Source organism: Blautia sp. 1001283B150304_161114_C9 (genome assembly GCF_015668165.1).
Classification (GTDB): domain Bacteria; phylum Bacillota; class Clostridia; order Lachnospirales; family Lachnospiraceae; genus Blautia_A; species Blautia_A wexlerae.
The window spans coordinates 1-14,175 of the sequence record NZ_JADPGO010000033.1; the positions used below are offsets into that span (position 1 = coordinate 1).

The following is a 14,175-nucleotide window of genomic DNA, read 5'->3' on the forward strand; positions in this document are numbered from 1 at the left end:
CGTTTTACTGTTTTTGGTTTTTCAAACCGTTCTTAAAAATGTAAAGAATTTTCGAGAATCGTATGTGTTTCACTGTTTAGTTATCAAGGTTGTCTGTCTTGCGACAGCTTGTTTATTTTATCATGTTGTTTTTGATTTGTCAAGAACTTTTTTAAGTTTTTTCAAATCTTTTTCAACCGATTTACTGTTTGTTGACAGCTTGTTTACTTTATCATAGTTTCAAGTGTTTGTCAACATCTTTTTTTATTTATTTTTTGTTTTCCAAAAAATAAAAACGGAGAAGGAGGGATTTGAACCCTCGCGCCGCGTTAGCGACCTATACCCTTAGCAGGGGCACCTCTTCGGCCTCTTGAGTACTTCTCCAGACTCCGAACTAATAGTTCAATATTAAATTCGAATGCACTTTGGAATCTCCCGAAGCGCATTTGTAATTATATGTAAAAAAACCTGTTTTGTCAACAGGTTTTTTTACTTTTTTTCATATTTTTTATTTTTACCCTAAAATCCGGTTTCAGGACTTGCAAATTTCATACTTCCATCAAGAAGTATACTGTGTTATTGTCGCTTCGATACGTTTTTTTACCTCTGCTGCAATCTCTGTTGTTTTCATATCTTTATACTCATCATAGTATATGGGTTCCAGAAAATGTACCTGCACTGTAAGTTTTTTGACAGATCCCGTATCAAACGCTTTATAAGAATCAATCAGTGCTACGGGTACGATCGGACATTTTGATTTCGTTGCAGCTTTAAAACTTCCACCTTTAAATTCCTGCGGATGATTGCCGTCTTTGCTTCTGGTTCCCTCGGCAAAAATCAGATAGTTTCTTCCTGCCTTTACTTCTTTGATAACATTAATGATTACCTGCATAGATTGTTTGACATCATCACGGTCAATCATAAACGCTTTCATGCATGCAAATACCTGCTTCAGAAATGGTACGTTTGTCAGCTCTTTTTTTGCCACTACCGAGAAAGGTACCGGACACACCTGTATGATTGCAAGTACATCAAATAATCCCTGATGATTGGGAAAGAAAATAAACCCATTTTCTTTTGGAATATTTTCCATACCATGACCGTCAATTACCAGATTACCGCCTTTCACTGCTCTGTTATCTACATATTTAAGAAGCTGATATCTCTGTTCTTCACTGTAACGTTCTGCATGCGATGCATACCAGCATAACTTAAACCATCCATATGGAACAAAAAAGAGATTTCTAAATACCATCAGTAATATTCTTTTCATTTTTTTGCCCTCGATATATTACACTCCTGCTTTTTCCGAAATTTTGTCTTCATATCCCGGATTCTTCTTGATAAATGTTTCATATGCTTTGGTATACGTCTTGTAAGCATCTGTCTTCATAAATTGGACATATGCTGTAGCCGCCTGAGTTTTCATATCATCTGTGATCTGTGATGGTGCCATGATATAATAAGTTTTATCCTGTTTACCAACCATATAAGTTCCAACACATGGATATTCCTGATCATCCTCCAGGATCAGATTGTAGGTTATGTATACATAACTGTACTTGTCATTTTCAGAAAGGATCTCACAATCCTGAACAGATACTTTCTTAGGATTATGTGCCGCAAAATATTTGAGTGTTGCTGTAATCTCTGCCTGAAGATCTGCTTCTGTATTATCTGCCTGGTTATAGCACTCCTTCACTTTCTTTTCTTTCCCGTCAGTATAGGACTGAATCAATTCCTCTGTTACTTTTTCCGGTGATTTATGACTCACTCCCCCGCATCCTGCCACACAGAGTGTCAGTAATACCAACACTCCGGCTGCAAGATATCTGTACCATTTCTTCATGGTTATTCCTCTTCCCCTCTGTTCTCATCCTGTATCTCCTGATCTGTCGGCTGATCAGATTCTTCTGTTTCTGCACTGTCCGTAATTTCCACTGCTGCCTGCTGTGCATTTGTATCTTTTTCTTCTTTATCTCTCACTTTAGCTACACTGGCTACAGTGACACCCTCTGTAAGATTGATCAGTTTTACACCCGATGTAATTCTTCCAAGAATGGAAATATCAGCGCAGGCGATTCTGATGATAATACCTTCCGTAGTGATCAGCATTACTTCATTATCTTCATTTACAGCTCTTGCTCCGATTACATCACCGGTTTTCTCGGTAATCTTATAACATTTTACACCTTTACCGCCACGATTCTGACAGGTAAATTCACCCATAGAAGTACGTTTACCCATACCATTTGCAGAAACTATCAGCAGGCAATCTCCCTGAGAATTCAGCTGCATTGCTACCACTTCGTCTCCATCATCGATATTCATACCGCGTACGCCCATAGAAGTTCTGCCTGTACTTCTTACATCTGTTTCTTTAAAACGGATACACATACCATCTTTTGTAACAAGTATTATATCCTTCTTATCATCTGTAAGCTTAACCTCGATCAGTTCATCATCATCACGCAATGTGATAGCTGCCAGTCCGTTTTTACGCACATTCGCATATTCTTTAATCGGTGTTTTCTTTATCAGGCCATTCTTCGTAGCCATCATCAGATAATGACCATCTTCAAATTTGCGGAGCGGGATTACTGCAGTGATGCATTCCCCCGGCATAAGCTGTAACAGATTAATAATCGCAGTTCCTCTTGCAGTACGTCCTGCCTCCGGAATCTCATATGCCTTCAGACGATATACCCTTCCTGTATTTGTAAAGAACATCAGATAATGATGGGTAGTTGTCATCAGAAGTTCTTCAATGTAGTCATCCTCAAGAGTCTGCATTCCCTTGATTCCTCTTCCACCTCTGTTCTGGCTTCTGAAATTATCTACTGTCATTCTCTTAATATATCCAAGTTTGGTCATTGTGATCACTGTATTCTCTCTCGGAATCAGATCCTCTGTAGAAATATCGTATACATCATATCCGATAGAAGTCTTTCTGTCGTCTCCGTATTTCTCTGCAATTGCAAGAATTTCTTCCCGAATCACGCGAAGAAGAAGACTTCTGTCCGCAAGGATAGCCTCGTATTTACGGATTTTTTCCATTAAATCAGCATACTCTGCTTCCAGCTTCTCTCTTTCCAGACCTGTCAGAGCACGCAGACGCATATCTACGATTGCCTGTGCCTGAACATCTGTCAGTTCAAAGCGATCCATTAACTCCTGTTTTGCGATCTGCACATTCTGCGAAGCTCTGATAATACGGATCACCTCATCAATATTGTCCAGTGCTTTCAGCAGACCTTCTAAAATGTGAGCTCGCTCTCTTGCTTTATTCAGGTCATATTTCGTTCTTCTGGTCACTACATCTTCCTGATGAGCCAGATAATATTCCAGCATCTGTTTCAGGTTTAATACCTTCGGTTCCAGACTTCCGTTATTCGGAATAAGTGAAAGCATATTTACGCCAAAAGTATCCTGTAACTGCGTATGCTTATACAGTAAATTCAAAACTACATTTGCATTTGCATCCTTGCGCAGATCAATACAGATTCTCATTCCCTCACGACTGGAATGGTCATTCAGGTCTGTGATTCCGTCAATCTTTTTATCTCTTACAAGTTCTGCAATCTTTGAGATCAGACGCGCTTTATTTACCAGATACGGAAGCTCTGTGACAATAATTCTGGACTTTCCGTTTGGAAGAGTCTCAATATTTGTCACTGCACGTACACGAATCTTACCACGACCTGTTCTGTATGCTTCTTCAATCCCTCTTCTTCCAAGAATCGTCGCACCTGTAGGAAAATCAGGACCTTTTACAATATCCAGAATCTCTTCCATAGTCGTTTCGCGTTGTTCTTCAATGATATTGTCTATAATCTTGACAACAGCATCCACAACCTCTCTCAGATTATGAGGAGGGATATTGGTAGCCATACCTACTGCAATACCTGAAGTTCCGTTCACCAGAAGATTCGGATAACGGGACGGCAGTACAACCGGCTCTCTCTCTGTTTCATCAAAGTTTGGCTGGAAGTCAACAGTATCTTTGTTAATATCTGCCAGCATTTCCATGGAAATCTTACTCAGACGTGCCTCAGTGTATCGCATGGCCGCTGCCCCGTCACCATCTACGGAACCAAAGTTTCCATGTCCGTCTACCAGCGGATATCTGGTAGACCATTCCTGTGCCATATTTACAAGTGCTCCATAAATAGAACTGTCACCATGTGGATGATATTTACCCATTGTATCACCGACAATACGCGCACATTTACGATGCGGTTTGTCAGGACCATTATTCAGTTCTATCATGGAATACAATACACGTCGCTGAACCGGTTTCAGACCATCTCTTACATCAGGCAGTGCTCTGGAAGCGATAACGCTCATGGCATAGTCAATATAAGAGTCCTTCATGGTCTTTTCCAGATCCACCTCGTGGACTTTGTCAAAAATATTATCTTCCATTTATCTATTCTCCCTATTATCAGATATCCAGATTCTTTACAAATCTTGCATTCTCTTCAATAAATTCACGTCTCGGCTCTACCTTGTCACCCATCAGTGTAGTAAATGTAAGGTCAATCTCAGAAGTCGCAGCCTCATCCATGGTAACCTTAAGCAGGATTCGTTTCTCAGGATCCATTGTCGTCTCCCAAAGCTGGTCTGCATCCATCTCTCCAAGACCTTTATAACGCTGGATCTTGTTATTTCCGTCACGTCCGATTTCTGTCAGAATCTGATTCAGTTCATCATCGTCGTATGCATACCATACTTTCTTGTTCTTCTCCACCTTGTATAATGGCGGCTGTGCAAGATACACATATCCCTGTTTGATAAGCTCAGGCATAAAACGATACAGGAAAGTCAGCAGAAGGGTTGCGATGTGCGCACCATCGACATCGGCATCAGTCATAATAATAATCTTATGATAACGAAGTTTACTGATATCAAAATCTTCATGAATTCCTGTTCCGAAAGCTGTGATCATAGCTTTGATCTCTGCATTTGCATAAATCTTATCCAGACGTGCTTTCTCTACATTCAGGATCTTACCTCTCAGTGGAAGGATAGCCTGTGTTACACGATTTCTGGCTGTTTTTGCAGAGCCACCGGCGGAATCTCCCTCTACAATGTAGATTTCACAGTTCTCAGGATTCTTATCTGAACAGTCTGCAAGCTTTCCAGGAAGTGACATATTATCAAGTGCTGATTTTCTTCTGGTCAGATCACGAGCCTTACGTGCAGCCTCACGTGCTCTCTGTGCAAGAACTGATTTCTCTACTGTAGTTTTCGCTACTGTTGGATTCTGCTCAAGGAAAATCTCAAGCTGCTTGCTCACTACGCTGTCAACAGCCCCTCTTGCTTCACTGTTTCCAAGCTTCTGTTTTGTCTGACCTTCAAACTGGGGATTCTCAATCTTAACACTGACGATTGCAGTCAGACCTTCGCGGATATCATCGCCACTCAAATTGGGTTCACTGTCTTTAAGCAGCTTGTTCTTTCTGGCATAATCATTGAACGTCTTTGTCAGGGCATTTCTGAAACCTACAATATGAGTACCACCCTCAGGTGTATTAATATTATTTACAAATCCATAGCAGTTCTCTGTATAAGAGTCATTGTGCTGCATGGCAACCTCTACAGACACACCGTTCTGCTGTCCTTCGCAGTAAATGATTTCCGGGTAAAGCGCTTCCTTGCTTCTGTTCAGATAGCTTACAAATTCACGGATACCACCTTCATAATGGAAAATTTTCTCTCTTTCCATTCCTTCTCTGGTATCTTTAAGAGAAATCTTCAATCCCTTTGTCAGGAATGCCATCTCTCTCAAACGCTGTTTCAGAATGTCATAATCATATACTGTTTCCTCAAATATTTCTTTATCCGGAAGGAAGACAACTGTTGTTCCGGTCTTATCCGGTTGGCAGTCTCCCACAACCTTCAGAGGATACATAGTTTTACCGCGTTCATATCTCTGCTGATAAATCTTACCTTCATGATAGATCCTTACTTCAAGCCATGTGGAAAGTGCATTTACTACAGACGCACCTACTCCGTGAAGACCACCGGATACCTTGTACCCTCCGCCTCCAAATTTACCGCCGGCATGAAGAATGGTAAATACTACTTCTACAGCAGGAATCCCTGCTTTATGATTGATTCCTACCGGAATACCACGTCCGTTATCTACAACTGTGATAGAGTTGTCCGGATTAATGACTACCTGAATCTCTGTACAAAATCCTGCCAGTGCTTCATCAACCGCATTATCTACAATCTCATAAACCAGATGATGAAGACCTCTGCCGGATGTACTTCCGATATACATACCTGGTCTCTTTCGTACGGCTTCCAAACCTTCCAGAATCTGGATTTGATCCGCTCCGTATTCTGTATTTTCTCCGCCCATTTCTTTCCTCCTGTTATATATACTTATCACCAGAATATATCTGAAAACCCCTGCGTGAAAATTATAGACAGGTTTTCAAATATATTCTGGTATCTGGACATAATAATACAAATTTATTATAGCACAAAAGCCCGTTCCTTTCCACAGCCTGAATAAAAAAGAATCCCCGAAAACGGGAATTCTTCTGTATGTTAATCTTATTCTTCGGTTTTATTGATGAGGTACTGATAGACATCTCTCTTCGTCATTCCTCTGTCATTTGCTACCATTTTCATAGCCTCTTTTCTTGAATGTCCCTGATTTTCATAGATTTCCATGTGTTCTTCTATGGTAATTTTTTCCCAGGATGCCTTCTGTTCCTCTTCCATCTCCTGTCTGCTTCTGCCTTCAATCACAAGCACACACTCTCCAAGCGGCTTCTCTGTCTGATAATAGAGGATCAGCTCCTCGATAGTCGTATGGAATGCAGTCTCATGTCTTTTCGTCAGTTCCCTGCAAAGAGTCATTCTGCGATTTCCGAGAGTTTCCTTCAATTCCTCCAGAGTTCTTACCAGTCTGTGAGGAGCCTCATAGAGAATGATAGTTCTCGTTTCATTCTTCAGTTCTTCCAGAATCAGTTTTCTTTCTTTTTTATCTGCCGGAAGAAATGCTTCAAAAGCGAATCTTCTGGTTGGAAGTCCGGACAGAGTCAGGGCAGTGATACAGGCAGCAGGTCCCGGAAGAGAAGTTACTTCAATCCCCGCTTCATAACACATTGCCGCAAGCTCCTCTCCCGGATCTGAGATCCCCGGAGTTCCCGCATCTGTGATCAGTGCAATATTCTGCCCTTCCTGCATTTTACTGATCAGAACATATGCCTTATCAATTTTGTTGTACTCATGATAACTGGTCATAGGTGTTTTTATATCAAAATGGTTCAGCAGTTTAATACTGTTTCTGGTATCCTCTGCTGCAATAAGATCCACTTCTTTCAATGTTCGAAGTACCCGGAGTGTAATATCCTCCAGATTTCCTATGGGTGTTGCACATAAATACAATTTACCACTCATAATTTGTTTCCTCTCATATTACTTTGCAAATAAAATTCGGTTAAATCATATCATAAATCTTCAGTATATTTTCTGTATAGACTCCCGGCTCTTTATATACGATCAGAGGAGGTTCCACTGTAACTCTGGAATTTCCTCCCTTTAATGCCTCGATCAGAACCATGTTTGGTTCTCTGTCTATGTATGGATATACAAGCTGCATCCTTTTCGGTTCCAGACGATACTTTGTGAGAACATTCATAATCTCAGCCAGTCTGAACGGTCTGTGAACCATATAAAATCTTCCACGTTCTTTCAGAACCTTTGATGCCTGGCTCACCACATCCTCCAGATTACAGAGTACTTCATGTCTGGCAATTGCTTTTGGCATATCCGGATTGCGAAGCCCATGCTGTCCGATCATATAAGGCGGATTACTTGTCACTACATCAAAAGAAGCTGCCCCAAAAATATCAGCAGCCTCCTTAATATCACCCCGTACGATCTCAACATCGTCCTCCAGATGATTATATCTGACACTGCGTCCGGCCATATCTGCACACTCTTTCTGAATCTCAAGACCTGTAAAGTGTTTCCCATTTGTTTTGGTTTTAAGCAGGATCGGGATAATTCCCGTTCCTGTTCCCAGATCCAGAGCAGTCTCACCCTTTTTTACTTTTGCAAAGCCGGAAAGAAGAACTGCATCCATCCCAAAACAGAATTTATCCGGATCCTGTATCACATAATATCCGTTCTGAAGATCATCTATACGTTCATTATCTTTTACCAGCTGATCAATCATTTAATTTGGAATCTCCTTTTTTATCTTCCAGATTTCCAAGTTCTTTTAATTCTTTTTCAGAGACTTTGACTTTCTTCTTTCTCGGTCTGAATTTCAGGTCATCTACCGGAAATTCCTGAATTTCTTTCTCGTCATTGATCTCTACAATTACCTTTACACGTTGACGAAGCACGTTTACACTGTGTACAGTTCCGGTAAGCCCATCCGGAGTTGTAACTGTATCTCCCAGTCCCGGAAGCTTTTTATTCAGCTCTTCATATGTTTCCTGCTCGTTCTTCAGGCAGCACATCAGTCTTCCGCACACACCGGAAATCTTTGTCTGGTTAAGGGACAGATTCTGCTCTTTTGCCATCTTTATGGATACCGGTGCAAACTCAGACAGATATGTGTGGCAGCACAGACATCTTCCGCAGATACCGATTCCTCCCAGAATCTTTGTCTCATCGCGAACACCAATCTGGCGAAGTTCGATACGCGTTTTAAAAATTGCTGCCAGATCTTTTACCAATTGGCGGAAATCAATTCTGCCGTCAGCAGTGAAATAAAACAGCACTTTATTATTATCAAATGTATACTCTGCATCTATCAGTTTCATTTCCAGACCATGTTCACGAATCTTCTTCTGACAGATTTTAAATGCCTCTCTCTCTCTGACTCTGTTTTGTGCCTCTCTCTCGTCGTCCTCCTTTGTTGCCACACGAAGAACTTCTTTGAGAGGGTGAACAACATCTTCCTCACCTACTTCTCTTGGTGCAAGTACGACTTTCCCGTATTCAATTCCCCGGGCTGTCTCCACGATCACGTGATCGCCTGTTTTAATTTCATAATCTTTAGGACTGAAATAATAAATCTTGCCTACATTACGAAATCTCACGCCTACTACTTTTGTCATTCTATTTCTCCCTGATCGTCAGGAACAGCAATTCAAATGCCAGATCAAAATTAACATTTGCTTTCAGACGTACCTTTGTCTTCTGAATAGAATCCAGAATGTTCTCCAGATTCTCGTAGGAACGCTGCTTTGCCTGTTCTCTGATAAAATTAATTTCCTGTTTAAATACCAGATTGTCAATCTCCTGTGTTGCCTTAAACATCAGGACATCTCTGAACCAGAACTGGAAAATATCCAGATAATCGTTGATATTCTGTTTGTCCTCAGAAAGACTCTTAATCGCATCTGACAGTTCATAAACTTCCATGGTGTTTGCATATTTAAGAATCCTCAGTGCATTCTGAGTCATCTCTGCAAACTCCTGAGAAGTAGCTGCTTCTTTTGCCCTTCCAATACTGCCCTGTGCAAAGGATGCGTCAATCTCCGCCTGGTAATCTGGAACATGAAGATGCTCCATCAGATATTTCTTTACAAGACCGTCATCCACTACCTTCAGATCAAGACGAACACATCTTGACTGAATAGTCGGCAGCAGTCCCCCGATATTATTAGTCAGCAAAAGAATCACTGCATATTCCGGCGGCTCTTCAATTGTTTTAAGAAGAGCATTCTGTGCCTGTGGTGTCATAAGATCTGCATCTGCAATAATATAAATCTTGTAAGGACTGTAATATGGTCTGATATCTATATCATTGATCACCTGATCTCTGATCTCGTCAATTGTGATCGTTCCGGGTTTCTCATGACTGACCATAATAATGTCCGGATGATTCTTACCCATCGCCTTTTTGCAGGAGTCGCATTTCTGGCAGGGTTCTGTACCTCCGGCCTCACACTGAAGTGTTGACGCAAAAGTCCCTGCGAGGAGCTTTTTACCAGAACCTGGTTCGCCGGTAAAAATATAAGAATGCGATATTTTTCCTGATTCTATTGCATTTTTTAAATGTCCGATAATCTCTTCGTGTCCGATAATATTGTTAAATCCCATCATAAGAATCACCTCACCAGTCCGTTTTGTAAGATATTATACCATAAAAGAAGAACTATTGCACAGACTTTATATAATTTGCGATTTCTTTCACACAGTCATCAAGATTTATATTCTGAAAACGTTTCTCTATCCCTGCGTTCAGAATATTTTCCTCTGAAAAATCCGACTGATCTGCAATAAATCTTCTGCACATTTCCTCATATCTTGGATTTTCCTGTTCTCTCTCTCTATTAAGAGCACGACTCAGTCTTTCTCCATCTTCTACCTGGACATAAACAGGACAGACTGCATCTTCCCCATAGTATTTACGCATCTTTTTAAATGACTCCAGAGTACCGATTCCCAGATAATCGGAATCTGCAAGGTTCACCTGACCATCATCTGCAGTGAAATAAGTCCATATCCCATAAACCGTATGATATGCTCTCTCCTCGATAAGATTTCCGTTTTTTCTGAATTCTTCCAGTTTTCCGTCATCTACAAAATAATAATTTTTTCCATCCTGCTCTCCTGCCCTGATCGGGCGGGTTGTATACAGAATAAGTGTTTTCAGATTCAATTCTTTATGTGCGGCCAGAAGTGAATAGATTCTGTCTTTTCCGGATGCACTCTTTCCCATGATGTAAAAAATCTTTCCCATATCTGTTATGTTATTCCTTTGCCGGACTGTATTTTTCCTGTCCAATTTCATTTCGGGCAGCTACGCAGATTGTTTCAGCAGATGTATCACTGAGTCCCTGTACTTCCAGCCCCTGTTCCATGTATCTTCTCACATTTCTTACAAATTGTCCAGTTATCTGCTCTCCCGGCACAATAATCGGAATTCCGGGCGGATACAGATAAGCAAACTCTGCACTGACTTTGCCAACACTTTCTTTCAGAGAATATCGCCTTTGCTGCGCATCCACTGCCTGAGAAATTGTCATAAGCTGTGTCATTCTCGCATGAGAAGTATGATACTGCGATTCCTCCGACTCATCTGTTTGCTGTATCTCTGCATCAATCTCTTCAATTGCAGTACACAGTCTCTCAAATCCCTCTTCTGTATCTCCCACTGCTGCAATTCCAAGAACATATTTCTCAGCCGCCATTTCCATTTCAATGTGATATCTGTCACGAAGTATCTGATGGAGAAGGTGTCCGTTAACAGAAGTTCCGACTGTGGAGAACAACAGCTTGGATCTGTCAAAATCATAGATTCCACTGCCTTCGATCATAGAACCTTCGATCAGTTTTATTTTTTCACACTTTGAAAGACGCTGTCTGGCCTTCTCCAGATTGAAGGTAAATTCACGAAACATTTGCTGCCCGTCTTTTCTCAGTTTATCCATACATGCATCCATACTCGCCATCAGAATATACGACGGACTGCTGGTCTGGTAAATCCCCATAAATCTCTTTATCTTTTCCACATCTGCCATATCACTGCATATATGAAGCACCGCCGTCTGAGTCATAGATGGCAGCGTTTTATGGAAACTCTGTATTACAATGTCAGCTCCCAGATCAGCAGCAGACACCGGAAAATATTTAGAATAATGAAGATGTGCACCATGTGCTTCATCCACAATAAGAGGAATCTTATGTCTGTGTACAACTTCTGCAATTGTCTTTATATCAGACACAACGCCGTCATAGGTAGGCGAAGTAAGCAGAAAAGCCTGCACATCCGTATTTTCTTCCAGATATCTTTCCACACGTTCAGGGGAAATTCCTCCGTTTATCCCCAGTCTCTGGTCTTCATGTGGATAAATATAGACCGGCTGAAGCTCACGTAAATACAATGCATGGTAAACAGCCTTGTGACAGTTCCTCGCGACAAGTATCTTCCCACCTTTATTTACACTTGCACTGACTGCTGCCAGAAGAGCCGCCGTACTTCCATTTACACTGAAGAAACATTTCTTTGTCCCATAAATCTGAGCTGCATATTCCTGTGCTTCTTTCAAAATTCCTTCCGCATGATGAAGATTGTCAAATCCTGAAATCTCTGTAATATCTCTCTCAAAAAGAAAATCATCTGCTGAAGATGCCCGGTTTCTCTTATGCCCCGGCATGTGAAACGGATAATAGTCAGACTGCCCATAGCTTTCTAATTTTTTATATAATCTTTCCATTTTTTTCCTTTTTATACTATAGCAATCCTCATAAATAATGCATATTGCTATAATTTCCAATACTCGTTCCAAATTTCCCACTGATTATTGCCTTTTCGTGCCTGAAATATGGAACTTCCCTGATTCAGTTAAACTTTAAATCTGTATCCTACGCCCCAGATTGTTTCAATATACTGAGGTTTTGCAGTATTAAATTCAATTTTCTCCCGGATCTTCTTGATATGGACAGTGACTGTTGCAATATCTCCCACAGATTCCATATCCCAGATTTCCCGGAACAACTCTTCCTTGGTAAACACTCTGTTCGGATTCTCTGCAAGGAAGGTAAGCAGATCATATTCCTTGGAAGTAAATGTTTTCTCCTCTCCGTTTACCCATACGCGGCGTGCAGTCTTATCAATCTTGATCCCGCGGATCTCCACAATATCATTTTTGCGTACATTGGAACCGATCAGACGATTATATCTGTCCATATGTGCCTTGACTCTGGCTACCAGTTCACTTGGACTGAATGGTTTTGTCATGTAATCATCTGCCCCCAGTCCCAGACCTCTGATTTTATCTATGTCATCTTTCTTTGCAGATACCATGATGATAGGAGTATTTTTTTCCTGTCTTACCTGCCTGCAGATATCAAAGCCATCCACTTCCGGAAGCATCAGATCCAGAATAATCAGGTCAAACTCCTCATTCAGCGCACGCGTCAGTCCGGTGTCTCCTCTGTTGCAGATTTCAACTTCAAATCCGGAAAGCTCCAGATAATCCTTCTCCAGATCTGCAATTGCCTCTTCATCTTCTATAATTAAAATTCTGCTCATTTCATTGGTACCTCCTGATACTTTCTAAGTACAAAATACATGATTGTGCCGATTCCAAGCCTGCTGGTTGCCCAGACCTTTCCTCCATGATCCTCCAGGATCTTTTTTACAATGGAAAGACCGATTCCGCTTCCTCCCTTGGATGAATTTCTCGACACGTCTGTTCTGTAAAAACGATCAAAAATAGACGGCAGATCCTTTGCTGCAATTCCCTTTCCATTATCTTCAATTTCAACCTGAATAAAATCTCCCACATCCTTTATGCGAATCTGGATGATACCTTTGGGTTTATCCATATATTTGATAGCATTGCTGATAATGTTATGAATAACACGCCGAATCTGTTCTCCATCTGCGATCACCTGCACATTATCCTCAACATAATTGGCATATACCAGTTCAATTCCTCTCGTTTCCAGTTCCAGTCCTACTTCTTCTGCGCAATCACTGAAATAATCTTCTACATTCAGTTTACTGAAAGTATATGGAATTCTGTTGGTATCAATCTTTGAATAAAAAGTCAGTTCATTGATCAGATGATCCATCTCATTCGTCTTATTATAAATAGTCTTCACATAACGGTCTATTTTCTCCGGCGTATCCGCTACGCCGTCCATAATCCCCTCTACATATCCCTTTACCGCTGTGATCGGCGTCTTAAGATCATGAGAAATATTGCTGATAAGTTCTTTATTTTCTTTATCCATAAGAACTTTCTCTTCTGCCGATTCCTTCAGCCGCTTTCTCATCTCCTCAAAATCCCGGCAAAGTTCCGAAAACTCATCGTCACCATCTACTTCCAGAACAAAATCAAGATTTCCCTCTTTGATATTCTGAGTGGCTTTCTTTAATTTAACTAGCGGTGTGGCAATACTTCTGTAAATCCATAATCCAATAGATAAAGCTGTGAATACTAATATTACCGTCGCAGTAAACAGCAGATCTTTTGCAATAATCCTTACCTGTGTCTGGCTGTGGGTGGATTCCCCTACTGAAATATCATACACCACTTCCGAGGAATCCTTTGTCTGCTGTGCAAACTTTGTATGACCTAATCCGTACAAAGTTGCCGAAAATAAAAGCAGAGGAACCAGAATACTCATACCGAATCCAACTATAATCCTTGTTTTTAACTTCATCCCGATCATCCTTTATCTGTTGATTTATAAGGTTTCTAT

At 40.9% G+C, this 14,175-nt stretch carries 12 protein-coding genes and 1 tRNA gene; all 13 read right to left on the reverse strand.

The features are described from left to right. Positions 1-275: 275 nt before the first annotated feature. A tRNA-Ser gene (locus I4V44_RS14360) sits at positions 276-363 on the reverse strand. Positions 364-538: 175 nt separating this feature from the next. Continuing rightward, positions 539-1,252 carry a lysophospholipid acyltransferase family protein gene (locus I4V44_RS14365; protein ID WP_008707970.1) on the reverse strand — a complete coding sequence of 238 codons (714 nt, stop codon included), beginning with the start codon at positions 1,250-1,252 and terminating at the stop codon, positions 539-541. An 18-nt stretch (positions 1,253-1,270) separates the two neighbouring features. Further along, complete coding sequence (locus I4V44_RS14370) at positions 1,271-1,828, reverse strand: hypothetical protein (RefSeq protein WP_008707971.1); 558 nt, start codon at positions 1,826-1,828, stop codon at positions 1,271-1,273. A 2-nt stretch (positions 1,829-1,830) separates the two neighbouring features. Then, on the reverse strand, positions 1,831-4,404 hold the full coding sequence (gyrA, locus tag I4V44_RS14375; protein ID WP_196002871.1) for a DNA gyrase subunit A: 2,574 nt from the start codon (positions 4,402-4,404) through the stop codon (positions 1,831-1,833). 19 nt (positions 4,405-4,423) lie between these two features. Beyond that, a complete protein-coding gene (gene gyrB, locus I4V44_RS14380; RefSeq protein ID WP_118331274.1) occupies positions 4,424-6,349 on the reverse strand; it encodes a DNA topoisomerase (ATP-hydrolyzing) subunit B in 1,926 nt (641 codons plus the stop codon). Positions 6,350-6,546: 197 nt separating this feature from the next. Further along, complete coding sequence (gene rsmI, locus I4V44_RS14385) at positions 6,547-7,398, reverse strand: 16S rRNA (cytidine(1402)-2'-O)-methyltransferase (RefSeq protein ID WP_008707974.1); 852 nt, start codon at positions 7,396-7,398, stop codon at positions 6,547-6,549. 40 nt (positions 7,399-7,438) lie between these two features. Then, entirely contained in the window at positions 7,439-8,179 is a 741-nt protein-coding gene (locus tag I4V44_RS14390; RefSeq protein WP_118409410.1) for a tRNA1(Val) (adenine(37)-N6)-methyltransferase, read from the reverse strand. Continuing rightward, complete coding sequence (locus tag I4V44_RS14395) at positions 8,172-9,071, reverse strand: PSP1 domain-containing protein (protein WP_025578483.1); 900 nt, start codon at positions 9,069-9,071, stop codon at positions 8,172-8,174. Before I4V44_RS14395 ends, I4V44_RS14390 begins: the two co-directional genes overlap by 8 nt. A 1-nt stretch (position 9,072) precedes the next feature. Further along, entirely contained in the window at positions 9,073-10,062 is a 990-nt protein-coding gene (holB, locus tag I4V44_RS14400; RefSeq protein WP_008707979.1) for a DNA polymerase III subunit delta', read from the reverse strand. A gap of 52 nt (positions 10,063-10,114) precedes the next feature. Further along, positions 10,115-10,702, reverse strand: coding sequence for a guanylate kinase (locus I4V44_RS14405; protein WP_008707981.1), 588 nt, complete (start codon positions 10,700-10,702; stop codon positions 10,115-10,117). A 10-nt stretch (positions 10,703-10,712) separates the two neighbouring features. Continuing rightward, positions 10,713-12,179, reverse strand: a complete 1,467-nt coding sequence (locus tag I4V44_RS14410) for an aminotransferase class I/II-fold pyridoxal phosphate-dependent enzyme (protein ID WP_118633643.1) — start codon at positions 12,177-12,179, stop codon at positions 10,713-10,715. A gap of 128 nt (positions 12,180-12,307) precedes the next feature. After that, positions 12,308-12,997 carry a response regulator transcription factor gene (locus I4V44_RS14415; RefSeq protein ID WP_020993338.1) on the reverse strand — a complete coding sequence of 230 codons (690 nt, stop codon included), beginning with the start codon at positions 12,995-12,997 and terminating at the stop codon, positions 12,308-12,310. Continuing rightward, positions 12,994-14,136, reverse strand: a complete 1,143-nt coding sequence (locus I4V44_RS14420) for a sensor histidine kinase (RefSeq protein WP_020993339.1) — start codon at positions 14,134-14,136, stop codon at positions 12,994-12,996. Before I4V44_RS14420 ends, I4V44_RS14415 begins: the two co-directional genes overlap by 4 nt. Between the last annotated feature and the right edge of the window lie 39 nt (positions 14,137-14,175).

Bases quoted from the DNA above. Each gene is read 5' to 3' on its own strand.
- I4V44_RS14365 (WP_008707970.1), bottom strand. From the start codon at position 1,252: ATGAAAAGAATATTACTGATGGTATTTAGAAATCTCTTTTTTGTTCCA.
- I4V44_RS14395 (WP_025578483.1), bottom strand. From the start codon at position 9,071: ATGACAAAAGTAGTAGGCGTGAGATTTCGTAATGTAGGCAAGATTTAT.
- gyrB (WP_118331274.1), bottom strand. From the start codon at position 6,349: ATGGGCGGAGAAAATACAGAATACGGAGCGGATCAAATCCAGATTCTG.
- I4V44_RS14390 (WP_118409410.1), bottom strand. From the start codon at position 8,179: ATGATTGATCAGCTGGTAAAAGATAATGAACGTATAGATGATCTTCAG.
- rsmI (WP_008707974.1), bottom strand. From the start codon at position 7,398: ATGAGTGGTAAATTGTATTTATGTGCAACACCCATAGGAAATCTGGAG.
- I4V44_RS14415 (WP_020993338.1), bottom strand. From the start codon at position 12,997: ATGAGCAGAATTTTAATTATAGAAGATGAAGAGGCAATTGCAGATCTG.
- I4V44_RS14370 (WP_008707971.1), bottom strand. From the start codon at position 1,828: ATGAAGAAATGGTACAGATATCTTGCAGCCGGAGTGTTGGTATTACTG.
- I4V44_RS14410 (WP_118633643.1), bottom strand. From the start codon at position 12,179: ATGGAAAGATTATATAAAAAATTAGAAAGCTATGGGCAGTCTGACTAT.
- gyrA (WP_196002871.1), bottom strand. From the start codon at position 4,404: ATGGAAGATAATATTTTTGACAAAGTCCACGAGGTGGATCTGGAAAAG.
- I4V44_RS14405 (WP_008707981.1), bottom strand. From the start codon at position 10,702: ATGGGAAAGATTTTTTACATCATGGGAAAGAGTGCATCCGGAAAAGAC.
- I4V44_RS14420 (WP_020993339.1), bottom strand. From the start codon at position 14,136: ATGAAGTTAAAAACAAGGATTATAGTTGGATTCGGTATGAGTATTCTG.
- holB (WP_008707979.1), bottom strand. From the start codon at position 10,062: ATGATGGGATTTAACAATATTATCGGACACGAAGAGATTATCGGACAT.